14 protein-coding genes are annotated in these 13,854 nt (G+C 67.8%); all 14 read left to right on the forward strand.

Annotated features, from left to right (window positions below):
* Nucleotides 1-3: 3 nt before the first annotated feature.
* The 14 genes from ACFYO1_RS02785 to ACFYO1_RS02850 all read left to right on the forward strand — a co-directional run bounded on the left by ACFYO1_RS02785 (nucleotide 4) and on the right by ACFYO1_RS02850 (nucleotide 13,847).
* The gene (locus ACFYO1_RS02785) at nucleotides 4-660 is read left to right on the forward strand and encodes a hypothetical protein (protein ID WP_387226495.1); all 657 of its coding nucleotides are present in this window, start codon (nucleotides 4-6) and stop codon (nucleotides 658-660) included.
* Nucleotides 657-950, forward strand: coding sequence for a hypothetical protein (locus ACFYO1_RS02790; RefSeq protein WP_387226497.1), 294 nt, complete (start codon nucleotides 657-659; stop codon nucleotides 948-950). The genes ACFYO1_RS02785 and ACFYO1_RS02790 overlap by 4 nt, the downstream gene beginning before the upstream one ends.
* A 104-nt stretch (nucleotides 951-1,054) precedes the next feature.
* A complete protein-coding gene (locus ACFYO1_RS02795; RefSeq protein ID WP_387226500.1) occupies nucleotides 1,055-1,951 on the forward strand; it encodes an alpha/beta fold hydrolase in 897 nt (298 codons plus the stop codon).
* Nucleotides 1,948-2,178: a hypothetical protein gene (locus tag ACFYO1_RS02800; RefSeq protein ID WP_387226502.1), complete on the forward strand. Its 231-nt coding sequence runs from the start codon at nucleotides 1,948-1,950 to the stop codon at nucleotides 2,176-2,178. The genes ACFYO1_RS02795 and ACFYO1_RS02800 overlap by 4 nt, the downstream gene beginning before the upstream one ends.
* Before the next feature lie 54 nt (nucleotides 2,179-2,232).
* Nucleotides 2,233-2,844, forward strand: a complete 612-nt coding sequence (locus ACFYO1_RS02805; RefSeq protein ID WP_387226504.1) for a hypothetical protein — start codon at nucleotides 2,233-2,235, stop codon at nucleotides 2,842-2,844.
* A gap of 13 nt (nucleotides 2,845-2,857) precedes the next feature.
* Nucleotides 2,858-3,667, forward strand: a complete 810-nt coding sequence (locus ACFYO1_RS02810) for a hypothetical protein (RefSeq protein WP_387226506.1) — start codon at nucleotides 2,858-2,860, stop codon at nucleotides 3,665-3,667.
* The gene (locus ACFYO1_RS02815; RefSeq protein WP_387226508.1) at nucleotides 3,664-5,085 is read left to right on the forward strand and encodes a hypothetical protein; all 1,422 of its coding nucleotides are present in this window, start codon (nucleotides 3,664-3,666) and stop codon (nucleotides 5,083-5,085) included. The genes ACFYO1_RS02810 and ACFYO1_RS02815 overlap by 4 nt, the downstream gene beginning before the upstream one ends.
* Nucleotides 5,082-6,554, forward strand: a complete 1,473-nt coding sequence (locus tag ACFYO1_RS02820) for an SCO6880 family protein (protein ID WP_387226511.1) — start codon at nucleotides 5,082-5,084, stop codon at nucleotides 6,552-6,554. Before ACFYO1_RS02815 ends, ACFYO1_RS02820 begins: the two co-directional genes overlap by 4 nt.
* Nucleotides 6,551-8,308, forward strand: coding sequence for a hypothetical protein (locus ACFYO1_RS02825; protein WP_387226513.1), 1,758 nt, complete (start codon nucleotides 6,551-6,553; stop codon nucleotides 8,306-8,308). Before ACFYO1_RS02820 ends, ACFYO1_RS02825 begins: the two co-directional genes overlap by 4 nt.
* A complete protein-coding gene (locus ACFYO1_RS02830) occupies nucleotides 8,292-9,278 on the forward strand; it encodes a hypothetical protein (RefSeq protein ID WP_387226515.1) in 987 nt (328 codons plus the stop codon). Before ACFYO1_RS02825 ends, ACFYO1_RS02830 begins: the two co-directional genes overlap by 17 nt.
* A 168-nt stretch (nucleotides 9,279-9,446) precedes the next feature.
* A complete protein-coding gene (locus ACFYO1_RS02835) occupies nucleotides 9,447-10,400 on the forward strand; it encodes a hypothetical protein (protein WP_387226518.1) in 954 nt (317 codons plus the stop codon).
* A gap of 160 nt (nucleotides 10,401-10,560) precedes the next feature.
* Nucleotides 10,561-11,514 (forward strand): hypothetical protein, encoded by a 954-nt coding sequence (locus ACFYO1_RS02840; RefSeq protein ID WP_387226520.1) that lies wholly within the window; start codon nucleotides 10,561-10,563, stop codon nucleotides 11,512-11,514.
* 148 nt (nucleotides 11,515-11,662) lie between these two features.
* Nucleotides 11,663-12,787 (forward strand): C40 family peptidase, encoded by a 1,125-nt coding sequence (locus ACFYO1_RS02845; RefSeq protein WP_387226522.1) that lies wholly within the window; start codon nucleotides 11,663-11,665, stop codon nucleotides 12,785-12,787.
* A gap of 352 nt (nucleotides 12,788-13,139) precedes the next feature.
* On the forward strand, nucleotides 13,140-13,847 hold the full coding sequence (locus ACFYO1_RS02850; RefSeq protein ID WP_387226524.1) for a hypothetical protein: 708 nt from the start codon (nucleotides 13,140-13,142) through the stop codon (nucleotides 13,845-13,847).
* The last annotated feature ends 7 nt before the right edge of the window (nucleotides 13,848-13,854 follow it).

The raw sequence follows: 13,854 nt of genomic DNA on the forward strand, positions 1-13,854 counted from the left end.
CCGATGAACGCCGCGCCCCTCCAGCGCCACCGGCACACACCGGCACCGGGTCGGCTGGATCCGGCCACGATCGTCGGACCCGCACCGGAACGCAGGGCACCGGTACGCGACACTCCGCTGCCCACCACCGCCGAACACCCCCCGCTGTTCGCGGTACTCGGCGCGCACGGCGGCGCAGGCGCCTCGACCCTGGCCCGCTGGTGGGCTCCATCGGCGGACACCGGCCTGGCCTGGCCCGCCTCACCACGCACCACCCAACGCGTCCTCATCGCCGCCCGGCTCTGCATGCCCGGCCTCACCGCCGCCGCGGAACGCCTGCGCGAATGGCACGCCGGCCACGCCCCGGAAGGAGTCACCGTGATCGGGCTGGTGCTGACCGCCGCCCGACCCGGCACCGTCCCTGCCGCGGTGCGCCGTTACCGCGGCGTCGTCGCCGAGCTGGCGCAGCAGGTCTACACCATCGGCTGGCACGACGAACTCGTCGTCCTCGACCTCGCCGAACTCGCCCGATACAGCCCATTCGATCCCGCCCCCGCACGCCGCAAAACCCGGCTCACCGAAGCGGTGCCGCTCGACGTACACCGAGCCGGCGCACACATCATCAACCGGCTCGCGGCCAGTCACGCTGCCCAACAACAGGATTCGGAGGATCCAACATGAGTACCGCGCACGCGGTCAGTGAGGCGCTCACCGTTCTTGCCGACATCAAGATCACACCGCGCAACCCGCCGGAAATGGACAAGTTCGTCAACCTGGTCAACTACCTGGCGTGGTTCGTGTCGCTCGCGGGAATCGCGGCGGTGATCTACGGCGGCGGCAAATTCGGCTGGGAGCGCTTTCACGGCGGCGCTGTCGAATCACCCAAGATCATTCTGGGTGCTCTCTTCGGCGGCATCGTCGCCACCAGCGCCGGGCCGATCATGAACGCTGTCGTGACCGGAGGCGGATAACCCATGCGCGCCTTCCGGATTCATCCCTACCTGTGCACAGACATGTTCGGCGATCACGCGAACACGAGGTCGACGCGAACGCTGACTTACCACGAGGCCCGCCCATGATCCCTTCACTCAAGGACCATGCCTTCGCGATCACTGCCCGCGACAAGGTCCAGCTCTCGGCACGACGCACGGGCGCGGCGTCGGCGCCGGCGTCGGTGGTCTACGTCCACGGCATGCTCACCGACGCCAGCTACTGGCTGCCGTTGATCTCATACCTGCATCGCCACCTCGACGGAGGCATCGCCCAGATCCGCTACGACCAGCGCGGCCACGGCCACTCCGACCGCGTCGGCCCGCACACCCGATTGAGCCTGCGGACGCTGGCCGAGGACCTCGACCGTGTCCTCGACCACGTAGACGGCTCCATCGTGCTGGTCGCCCATTCGGTGGCCTCCCTGCTGATACAAGAATGGGTCAGCCGCGACCCACACCGGGCACGCGATCTGGCCGGGATCGTCATGTTCAACGGATGCAGCGAATTCCCCTACGCGCCAGCGACATCGCATGAAGTGATACCCGAACCCCACCAGCGGCTCGGACGTCACACGATGTGCGAACAACTGGGCCGCTACCTGTACACGGCACCGCAGCGCAGCCGATGGAGCCGCAGACGCACGCGAGCACCTGCTCTGGCCGAGGTCATCCGTCGACTGCACGAGCCGATCGAGACAACGATGGCGGATCTGGCCGCCTACCCGCGCGGTGTGTTGAGCGCCGAGGCCATCAACGCGCTGCGGGGCATCCCGACCTGGGTGCAGACTGGGCAGCTCGATCCTGTCGTCGCGCCGCGCTGGTCGCGCCTGCTGGCCGAACAGATCTGGGCCGAGTACGACACCGTCCCGGGCGCCGGGCACTCGCTGCCGCACGTGCATCCCGACCGCGCCAGCGGACCGATCCTGGCCGCCCTCGAAGTCGCCTACCGGACCCAGCGGCTCACCGGCGGTGTCTCGTGACCGCCAAACCGCTTCCCCCTGAGGTGCTTTCGCCGCTGGTCGAGCTCCTGGGCTACCTCGCCTGGTTCGTCTTGCTGATCTGTATCGCCCGGGCGATCTGGGCCGGCGGGCAGCTCGCGATCCGCCTCTATCGCGAGGAGTCGATCGAAGGACTGATCGGCGCGCTCGCCGGCGCGGCCCTGGTGGGATCTGCGAGCTCGCTCGCCATCCAGGTCCTGCCGACCTGATAGAAGTATGGAGAATTGCCCGTGAAGCATTCCCGCGCAACCAGATTTGTCGCATTGGCGTCCCTGGCAATCGCCGGGCTGATCATGGCAGCCGGTCTGCTGGCTTGCGGCAGCACTGATTCCGCCGACGTCACCGATCCCGTGATCGCCACGACCGTTCTCACCGCCGCACCGACAGCGTTGCGGTGGACCACCTTCCAGGGCGTCGAGCTGCCTATCGGGGGCGAGGGCCCGCACCAGATCGACGGCGCGGTCGCCACCGGATTCGATCGGCGGCCCGCGGGTGCGGCCCTGGCGGCGATCCACGCCACGGTCCGGATGTCGATCGCCCCCGATGGCCAATGGCCCCTGGTCGGGCAACACATGCTCGCCGCCGGCCCCGGCCGCGATGCCTGGGCCACCGCCCGCGCCCAGATCTCGATCACCGCACCCATCACCAGCGGTCCACCAAAGATCTTGGGCTACCTACTCAGCGACTACAGCCCCGGCACCGCTGCGGTCGAGGTCTACAGCCTGTACCCCGACAACTCCGTTACCGCCAACCACGCCCAGATGATCTGGCAAGGCGAGGACTGGCGCCTACAGCTACCCGCAAACCCCACCTCCAGCCCAGTCACCGCGCTGACCCAGCCTCCGGCCGAGATGGCCGCGCTCACACCGCGATAGGAGAGCACCGTCGATGAAATCGTTCCGCCTGCTGATCATCCTGCTCACCAGCATCACCGCCATCGTCGTCGCAGCGTTCGCCTGGACCCTGAGCCGCGACGGCGGCACCGCACACACCGCCACAGGCCCGGTCACCACCACGATGCCGACCGAGCGCACCTTCCTCGACCTGCCACCGAGCACCACGCTCCGGCCGCCGACGACCGATCTGTTCGGCGCGCGCCTGGAAGTACCCGCCGAGGAATCCGGAGTGGCGCTCAGCCAAGACCCCGGCGCGCGCCCTGACCCTGCCCGCCCGGACTACCTCACCGCGGCACCGGCGCGCATGCAGTGGCAGCGCGGGTGGGGTGGTGCCGCGCTACCTGTCTCCGGCAGCGACGGGCCGGCACGGATAGTCCACGGTGTCGCACAGGATTTCGCCCACACCCCGCAAGGCGCGGCGCTGGCCGCCCTCGATGCCCTCGGGCGAGCGCTGGCAGCGCCGGAGGGGATCTGGCAGCAGGTAGTGACGCAGCGCTACTACGGTGGCGGGCCCGCACTGGTGAACCGGTTCGCCCGCTCCCGCGAACACACCCCCGCCGCAGCCCGGTACGTCGTCGTTCCGGACGGCGTGCGTGTGCGCCCCGGATACCGCGACGACCTGGCCGTCGTGGAGATCGCCAACCGGACGAACGGCGGCTACCGGATCACGACCTGGCCCATGGCCTGGATCGACGGGGACTGGCGCGTACGCGTACCCGAGGACATCGAAACCCTCTGGGGCCCCGGAATACCGACGCCCACGCTGGATGAGGGCTTCGGGTCGTGGAAAGGCCAGCCATGAACAACCCCGCGCACACCGACGCGCCGATCCACACCCAGCTTCCCGGCATCTGCGACCTACCCGGCGGACCACAGCAAGCCTGCGAATACCTCGGAAACGCCGCCTCCGACGCGGCGAATTCGGCCTTCGACGACCTGGTCAGCAAGCTCGGCAACGGTACGGCGATGGTGTTGCGGATGGCTATGACGTGGTGGACCACGACGCCTTCACCGCAACTGATGAACAGCGACGGAAGTCTAGGACCTGTTCTAACAGGGATCAGGGACTACACCAGCGGACTGCAAGTCCTTCTCCTGACCGGCGGACTACTCTTCGCTGCCGCACGGTTGGCCCTGGCCAAGCGCGGCGGAACGGCCGGAGAAGCGCAGGAATCGTTTCTCATGCTCGGGCGCGCGGTACTCGCGGGCATGACTTTCGCCGTGGTGATCACCGCGGGAACCCGTGCCGGAGAACGATTCTCGACCTGGGTGATCCAAGACGCTACGCGCGGCGACCTCGACGGTGCGGTCACCAACCTGGTGGATTTCGATCTGCGACACAACAGCCACCTGGGATCAGGTCTGTTAGTGGTGTTGTTTCTGCTCGGGACCATCAGCATGCTGGTGCAACTGACGATGATGGTCATCCGCCAAGCGCTGCTGATTCTCGTGGTCGCGGCCCTGCCCATCGCGGCCGCAGCTTCCGGAACTGGTCCGGGCTCCCAAGGCTATAAGCGGCTGCTGAGCTGGTCGCTGGCCTTCATGTTGTGGAAACCGGTCGGCGCACTGGTGTACGCGATGAGTTTCACCGTCGCCGGGCGCACCAAGGATCCGCAAATGATCCTGCTCGGCCTGATCCTGCTGGTGATGACCGTGGTCGTGCTCCCCGCACTCATGCGCCTGGTCACACCGGCGGTCGCCACACTCGGGGGCGGCGGCGGAGCCGGAGCGGCACTGGCCGGCGGGATGGCCGGAGTCGCGATGGCCACCGTCGGCAATCGCGGCAGTGGTGGTGGCTCGGAAGGACGCAAAGTCGCCGAAGGCGAACACTCCCCAGGAGCAGGCGGCGCCGGAGGAACACCACCCTCGCCTCCGCCGCCGGGCGGCGATGCTGGGGGAGGCCGCCCGATGCCCGGTGGCTCCGGCGAACACAACGGTGGCGCACCGCCAGTCGGCGGCGGTGGACCGGGGCCAGGCCCAGGTGGAGGAGGCACACCCGCAGGCGGTGGTGGTGCGCCTGCGACGAAGCCCTCCGGGGCAACGCCGACCGGCGGTGCCGGCACGACGGCCGCGGCTGGTGCGGGAGCGGCAGGAGTGGCAGGTGCTGCGAAAGAGGCTGTGCAACAGACGGCCTCGGCTGCCGAGAACCAGACCCGGGACGCGACTGAGAACGGCGGCCTGGACCCGGACTCCCTGGGACCGGGGGAGGTGCGGCGATGACCTCACGGATGTACGGCCGCTGGGAACGACCCCGCAGCGCCGGCTTTTTCGGGCTCACCTGGGGTGTCTCGATGCTCGGGCTCGGACTGATCATCGCCATCATGGTCGGATTCATGGTCACCCGCTCCCTGAGCGCCGCGGGCGCGATGATCGTGATCGCCGCACTGATATTCACCCCGCTGGCCGTCGTGCGCAATGGACGGACCGGATGGGAAATCGTCCTGCTCCGGGCACAATTCGCCGCCGCCCGGGCCCGCGGCGAGCACGTGTATCGGGCCGGACGGTTCTCCCGCATTCCCGGCGTATCGAAATTGCCCGGGGTACTGGCGGATTCGCGGCTGTCCGAATACGAGACCGCGGGCGGGAAACGGTTCGCCATGATCCACATCCGCCGCACCGACCACTACACCGTCATCCTGCGGGTGGTACCGCGCGGGAAAGAGCTGGTCGATCAGTCCCAAATCGACTCCTGGATAGAGGGATACGGTGCTTTCCTCGCCGCGCAAGGACGCGGTGGGGAAGTCGTGGCTGTGACCTCGGTCCTGGACAACGTGGTCGAAACCCGCCTGCGCCAGGCCCGTGAGGTCACCCGGCTCATCCGCCCCAACGCCCCGCGCTACGCCAAAGTGGTGATGCGCGAAGCCGCCGCCGACACCGGCGGGATCGGTGTACGCATCGAGGCCCGGGTCGCGATCACCTACCGCGCCATCGGCAAGGGACGTATCCGCCGCGACGAGGCCGAACAAGCCCGCGAAATCGGACAGCGCCTCCAAGGCGTGCTCTCCCAGCTCGCGCGGGCCGGACTGCCCGCGACCCCGCTGCAAGCGTGGGAAGTCCTCGCGCTGGTGCGCACCCGCTACGACCTGGCCTCCCAACGCGACTGCGAAGCCGCAGGCCCCGACATCACCAGCACCCAATCCTGGGCCAGCGTCGGGCCGATCGCCCACCACAACCAGTGGGATCACTACCTGCACGACGGCGCCCGCTCGATCACCTGGGAGATGGACGCCGCACCACGCGGCGCGGTGATGGAAACCGTCCTCGAGGAACTGCTGCGCCCGCGCGCCGACGTCCCCCGCAAACGCGTCGCCGTCATCTACCGGCTGCACTCGGCCGCCGAAGCCGCCACACTCGTGGACTCCGATTTCCGCGACGCGGTCGCCGCCCAGCAAACCGAACGCGGCATCGCCTCGGCCTCGGCCGGTATCCGCGTCGGCAACACCAAAGCCGCACGGGAAGAACAAGCCCGCGGCGCCGGCCTGACCCGATTCGGGCTGCTGATCACTGTCACCGACCACCTCGACGGCGACCTGCCCGGCATCGAAGCCTCCATGAAAGCCATGACGTCCGCGGCACGCCTGGGGGTGCGCCGCTGCTACGGCAGCCAGGACAGCGCGTTTGCCGCGAGCCTGGGCATCGGGTTGATCCTGGCCGAACACACCAGCATCTCCAAGCGGGTGTCGGCATGAGAAAAGCTAAGCGGCCCAGCACTTCTCGATCTAGCCGTACCGAGCTGGTTGCCGGTGTGCGGGTGCTCAGTCCCGGGGCGCGCACCGCAACCGAGGCGGCCGCCGCCACAGCGGGTCTGCGCGGATGGCGGGCACGGATGGCGATATCGGCCGATGATCACCGCCGGTCCACCGCGGCGCGTCGCGCGGACAGCTCGGGCGGCGATGGCTTCGACCGATCGCTGACCGAGCTGTCCGACCGCGGATACACCGGCCTCGGCGGCGGCCGCGCGTCGGTCGTCACCGCGACACCGGAATGGCGCGGCACGACCGTGCAAGTGGCGGGCATGTGGCCCTTCGCGATCGGCGCCAGCGCCCCGACTGTGGGCACACCGGTCGGGATCCACTACATCACCGGCGGGCCCGTGCATTTCGACCCGATGAGCTGGTTCCTGAAAGGGTTCCTCACCGCGCCGAGTTGTTTCGTCCTGGCGCTCAACGGTTTCGGCAAATCCAGTCTGATCCGGCGTCTGGTCACCGGCGCGGTGGCCGCCGGGCGAACCACGCTCTGTCTGGGTGACACCAAACCCGACTACCGCGACCTGGTGATCGAGCTCGGCGGCCAAGTCATCGACGTCGGCTACGGGCACGGCCACATCAACCCCCTCGACGTCGGCGCACTCGGCGCCGTCGTCACCCAGCTCGACGACCCCGACCAACGCCGCCAGATCACCGCCCGCGTGGAAGCCAGTCAGGTCAACATCGTCGCCGGCCTCATCGAACTCGTTCGCGGGGCGCGCGTGGCCGACTACGAAGAAGTCCTGCTCGCCGCCGGCCTGCGCGAACTCTACAGCGCCACCACCACATTCAGCTACGACCGGCCGCCGGTGCTCTCGGACCTGCTTGAGGTCATCTCCGACGGCGGGGATCGACTACGCGAATTCGTCGAAGAGGACGACGAACTCGGCTACCGGGCCGCCACGAAAACGTTGCGCCGGTCCCTGCGTGCCCTGGTGGAAGGGCCCTTCGGTGCGATATTCAACGGCCAGACCACCGTGCGACTGGACCTCGACAGCCCCGCGGTGTGCGTGGACGTCTCACGGATCCCCGAAGGCGACACCAAACTCCTGGCCGCGGTGCTGATGGTGTGCTGGAACGACGGATTCGGTGCCGTCGCCGCCGCTCACGCCCTCGCCGACGCCGGACTCGCACCGCCACGCGCCTTCGAAATCGTCATGGACGAGATCTGGCGCGTCCTGGGCGTCGGGGAGTTCATGGTCGACAGAGTCGACGCGCTCACCCGGCTACAGCGGGTCATCGCGACCGGCCTGACCATGTGCTCACACACCATCAAAGACCTCTCCGCGTTCGATTCTGCGGCTGCACAGGCCAAAGCGCTCGGATTCTTCGAACGAGCTCGCGCGAAACTGATCGGGCCGGTCGGCCCGGAAGAGATCAACCGCATTCGCGGCGCGATCGGCATCACCGAGACCGAGAAACTGCTGGTCAATTCCTGGGCCGCGCCACGACCGCCCAGCGATGACGACCTGGATCCCACCCGGCGCGAAGCGCCGCCGGGCACCGGATGCTTCCTCCTCAAAACCGGCGAATCCAACGAGCCCGGCATCCCGTTCCGCATGGTGTTCACCTCCACCGAACGCGCGGCAGACGTGCACAACACCAACCGGCGCTTCGACAACTTGACCGAAACGGTGCCCGGGAACGCACGGGGCGGCCAGACCGACCGTGGAGGTGAGCATGAACGGCGAACGTGACCGCGTTGCCACGCAATTGTTCTTGCGGCGCGGCCAGTTCCGGTCGGGCGCTCCCACAGTCGCGACCGTGCGCCTGGACGCGATTGATCCGGAGTGGGCACGCGGGTTGCGAATGATCAACTATCTCGCAACCACAGCACAACTGTTCAGAAGGCAAGGGGAAACGCTCGACTTCCGAGGTCGGGAATTCCTCGCCGATCTCGATTGGAGCCGGGACCGCCTCGAACACGACGTCGCGGGCACGGTCCCACCGGACTGGGTCAGCTACGCACGTGAAGTGGGCGAGCACGGCATACGCCTCAGTGCCGAGGAATTGCTTCCGGCTCCGTGGATCGATCACCGGGCGCGCCTGGTGCGCAGTATCGGTGCTGATATCGACCGGTTGACGAACATGGCCGCGGCCTGTGTTGTGCGTGTGCACAGGCGCGGTGAAGCCGGTGTCGTGGAGGAAACCGCGAGTGCAGATCAGGTGGGACGCAACCTGGTAGCGATCCGAACCAGTGCGGCCCGCACCGCCGAGGCGATCGGTGCCGACGCCGAGGAATGCCGGCAGTGGTGGGATCAGCCGCCGTCGCAGCAGTGGCGCGCAGCGGTCGAGGCCCACCTGAACTGCGATCCAACAGCGTTTGACCGACGGTGGTCTGTCTATACCGATCCCGCCATCGATGCCCATGTCGATGCTTACCTGCACAACCTGCCGCTCTACGCCGAACTGGCCCGCCCGCCCGGCACACCGCCCGGTAGTGGCCTCGCGTTAGCGCCACGGAGCCCGGCGGCATGGTTGTCCACCGCAGCACGCGCCCTCACTACCGCGCTCGAAGCGGGTTCGGGGAAGTCCCGGTTCGACATCGGCCTCGACGCCAGCGCGGACCCCGACTCCGCATGGTGGCCCCCATCCGGACCCACGGCGGATCACGACGAATCTCTGCCTCCGAACATCGACATCCCCGGCGCTGACCCGTGGGACTAGGAGCACACCAATGTCTATCCCGCACAAACGATCACACGAACACCCCGCACTCGGCTGCGCCCTCGACGTCTCTCAGTCCGTCCCTGCCGGCCGCCGTGAGCTGACCGCCTGTCGCGAGTCCTGGGCAGAAATATGCAGCGTCGTAGCAGGTTTGGAAGAAGATCCGCGATGACAGGCGCTGGGTTCTTCGGTCCGCCGCCGGTGCTTCCTGCCTGGAAGGCGCGGCTACTGGATCGTATCGAGGGTCTCGGTGCCCGCAGCACCGTCATCCTGAACGAGGAGCGGCCGGTCTATCGACCGGGTGACGGTCGTGGTGGCTGGGCCATCGAGCAATGGTGCTCGCGGCTGCGTGATATCGACGCGCTGCGCGCCGAACTCATCGAGCGTGCCCGCACGGTCGGTGTGGACAACGAGTTCATCACGTTGGCGAAAGACACTGGGGAGCAGGGTAACAGGGGTTGGCACTCCCGAATGGTCCACCCCATCGTCGTACACGCCGACGACGCAGCCCGGGCCCCGCTGCTGGATGCGGTCGCCGAGGACATGTGGACCCTTGCGCAGATGGCCGCTGTCGAGGCCGAGCGTCTAGAGCGCCACAACACGGGCAAGCCATTTACCGTCCCGGATCCCGAGTCTGAGCAGCAATACCAGCGCAACATGGTGGCGCTGGTGCAACGGGTCACAATCAACGCCGCAGCGGTCAAGTTGACCGACGCCGAGCGCGCAGAGATGGCACCGGACTCGGTCAACGACTGCGTCGATGTGTACTCGCGGACCGTACACGGCCGCTCCGACGCCGAACTCGCGCAACGCTGGCATACCCACGCGTGGCCCGGCGTGGAGTGGGAGGCCAAGCACGCGGTTGCCCATCCCACGATGCAGGCGGACGTGTGGTACGTGCATTCGCCGGATGAGTTGATCGAACGCGCTGTCTTCGCACAGCAGACCTACTCCGCGCGCCTCGCGCAGAAGTTCAGCGGGCCGCCGTGGCTCGACGAGTTGACCTCGCCCTGGACGAGCCCGGCCGAGGGCCTCGATACGCAGAGTTGGGGCAGCGAGCCGGCCGGTGAACCGTTGCCCCCGTTGCCGGATCCCGGTTCCGAGGCAGGGCCCGAATGGTGAGCGCGCCTGCGGTGATGACCCCCAGCTCGCACCGAGTAAGCACCGTCGCTCGCCCCATAGCACGGCAGAACCTGCGCTGTTCGGATCAATGCGCATCCACGACAAAGCAGCGCAAAGCCGAAATGCGTAGGGCAACAGCATATTTAGGAGGACAACGACGATGTCTGAGAATCAGCTAGATGCCGCACCCGTCGAGCTTGCCGGGTGGAAGGCACGGCTATTGGACCGCATCGAAGAGCTCTCGGCGCGGCACGCGCGCGTGCTGGGCACGGAGTATCCGGGCTATCGCGAGGGCGACGGCAGAGGTGCCGCGGCGATCGAGGGCTGGCGCGGGCGGCTGCGTGATCTGGAGGACAGCCGTACCGAACTCGACATCCGTACCGAGCTGGCCGGCGTGGATCTCGAGTTGATCGAGCTGGCCCGAGTCGGCGGGGAGCAGGGCGAGCACTGGAGGCACCTCATGCACAGACCCGCCCCGCTAGGAGAGGACGATCACGGTCGCGCACCGCTGCTCGATGCGATCGCCGAGAGCATGTGGACGCTCGAGCACATGGCCGCGATCGAAGCCGCCCGGCACGCCTCAGCAAGAGATTTCGTGCCCGCCCCGGCGGCCCAGCAGCAGTTCGAGCGCAACATGACCTCGCTCTGGGTCCGGGTCAACACCGTTGCCGCGGTCGCGCAGCTCACCGAGATCGAGCAGGCGGAGATGCTGCACCGTGATCCCGGTAACTGGATCCGGCTGTTGGCGCGCACGGTGCACCGCTACACCGCCACCGGCATCGAGGTGCGCTGGCGCGCGTATGCCTGGCCAGGCATCGAGTGGGACGCCGATCGACGCAGCGCCGAACACGTCGGCGCAGTCCGCTTCCTCGAGCCAGGCAGCCGGGCCCCGGCGCCGGATGTGCTCATCAGCCGCGCCGCCCAAGCCTTACAAGTCGACATCGACGAGGCGCGAGTCGAGGCGTTCATCTACGGCGAGGATGTGCTCGACCACCTGGCCCCGTCTGCCGGACGATTCTCCGACTGCGCCGGTGCAGGGAGCTGGGGCAGCGAACCGGCCGGTGAATCGCTGGCACGGCCGCCGGAATTCGGCACCGCGACCGATCCCGCGTGATGAGGACCGCACGCGATGACGAATCTGACCCGCGACGAAGCCGTGACGCCGAGAACGGATTGTGCAAATCCGATGCGGCCAGCCACGTTTCGGCAGACACCCGATGTGCACCGTCGACCACTGTGGCCTGAGCCGGCGGTGACCGTCGATGGGTTCCTCGTCGAAAGTTGTTGCGGCGACGGCCTTGTCGGCGCCGGTCGCGTTGCTGTTGCTGCTGCTGGTGATCGTGGGCGCGGACCCCGCAGTCTCGTGTGCGACACCCTTGCCGGCGGGCAGCGCGGCCGGGCTGAGCGGGCCGACGGGTCAGACGGTGGCCGGACTTACCGAGCGTCAGTTGCAGTTGGCTCGCAACGGCGTCGCGATCGGGCGGCAACGGCGGATGGGCGAATCGGTGATCATCGCCGAGCTGGCTGCCCAGGCGACCGAGTCGACCTTCCGGAATCTGGCCAACCCGGTCGTGCCGGAGTCGTTGCGATACAACAACGACGGCCTCGGCTACGACCACGATTCAGTGGGACCGCACCAGTTGCGCGCCAGCGTCTGGGGTGGGGTCGGTATCGCACGGTTGATGGACCCGATCTATCAGATCAACTGGTTCTACGACCGCGCGGTGGCACTCGGTGCCGCCGCCCAGCAGATGTCACCGGCCGAGGTCGCCCAGGCGATCGAGGTATCCGGGCCGAATGCCTATGCGGGGCAACTCGATCTCGCCCGCCGGCTCTACGGGACGTTCTCCGGCATCGACACCACCTCGATACCACGCACCGAGGCGGGCGCCGCTCCGAGTGGGTGTGGTGCGAGCGGCTCGGGAACCGTGGCGCCGGCGCAAGCCAGCGCGTTCGGGCGCATGGTGATCGAGTACGCCGAGCGCTGGAAAGGCACACCGTATGTGTGGGGCGGCGGCGATACCACCGGCCCGACCGGCGGTGGGTTCGATTGCAGCGGACTCACCCTCTACGCGGTCTACCAAGCATCCGGTGGTCAGATCCGGCTGCCGCACTACACCCAAGCCCAGCAAGACCACCCCACAGCGCGGCTGGTGCCGCTCGGCAGCCAGCAGCCCGGCGACCTGATCTTCTTCACCGCCCCTGGGGATTCCGACTCTCACCACGTGGGGATCTACTACGGGCGCGACCAGCAAGGCCGCGACCTGCTGCTGCACGCCCCGCAAACCGGGCAAACCGTCACGATCACACCGCTATCGGCCTGGAACGGCGAACAGATGGACATACGTCGCTACCAGCCGCCAGCCATTGCGGGCGACCGATCCTGAACGCTTCGAACGGATCTCGGCTCGATGATTCTGCGCCCTCGCAGTACCAGCGGCCCAGCAGCCGTGGGCGTGTGGCGTGCGGAATGGGTCCGGCGCCAGGCATCCGCGCCCGCCTGATCGATACCGGCGTAGGCAGGTGGGTGCGGTGAAAGATCGGCCCTGCGTTCAGATCGCTGAGCTACCGCTGTGGCAGCGCTCTCTCCTCGAGCAAATCCACAGGGCGTCTGCCGCATGGACGAACCACTATGGAGATGGACGGGTCGTTCTACCCGAGCGGACGCAATGGCAACAGCGGCTACGGCGCCTGGACCGCGTTCGTAGCGATCTGCGGTTGCACGCGAGTGCGTTGCGCGTGCCCGTGAAATGGGTCAAGGCCGTGGACGACCGCGGCGCTGCGGGTTTGGCCTGGGACGGCGACTTGGCCTTGCCAGTGGCTGACGACATCCGCCGACGGCAGCTCGATGAACTCCAGAGGCAAGTGCAACGCCTCGACAACATGTGCCTGGTCGCAGCGGAACGCGAGCATCGGCATCGGGTCGCGGGAGCGGATGCGACCAGCGATGAGGCGATCGAACACTCGGACTACGAGCAGCGCCAGTTCCGGGTAAACCTCGGTCAGCGCTGGATGCTGGCGACCGGGTACGCCGACGTTCTCGGTGTGAGTATCCCTGAGCGACAGCAGATCTGGTACCGGGTGACCAGGGCGCGGTCACGCCAGGCTGAGGTCACCCGCACCGTCGATGACTCCATGATCGCAGAGATCTGGCGCGGGTTCTGCGCCCCCGAACTCGCCGCTGACGCCGGCAAACTCTACGAGCTGCTCGTTCCCGATCCTGATCTCGACCCGCAGGGATCACCGAAGCCAACGGCGTTCCCCTCACCGCACGCGTTGCTGACCGACGCCCTAAGACAACGCCGCGAACACCGCCCCGCCGAGACCAACACCACGACCGGCGCGGTGGCCGCCGCCATCGCGAGCGAGCCCGACCTGAGCTGGGACGACGACGGCTCCGACAACACCCCGCCAACCCCTGCGCCGACACGAGGACTCGACCCATGAGCGCCTC

Origin of the sequence: Nocardia sp. NPDC006044 (assembly GCF_042871115.1) — a bacterium.
Taxonomy (GTDB): domain Bacteria; phylum Actinomycetota; class Actinomycetes; order Mycobacteriales; family Mycobacteriaceae; genus Nocardia.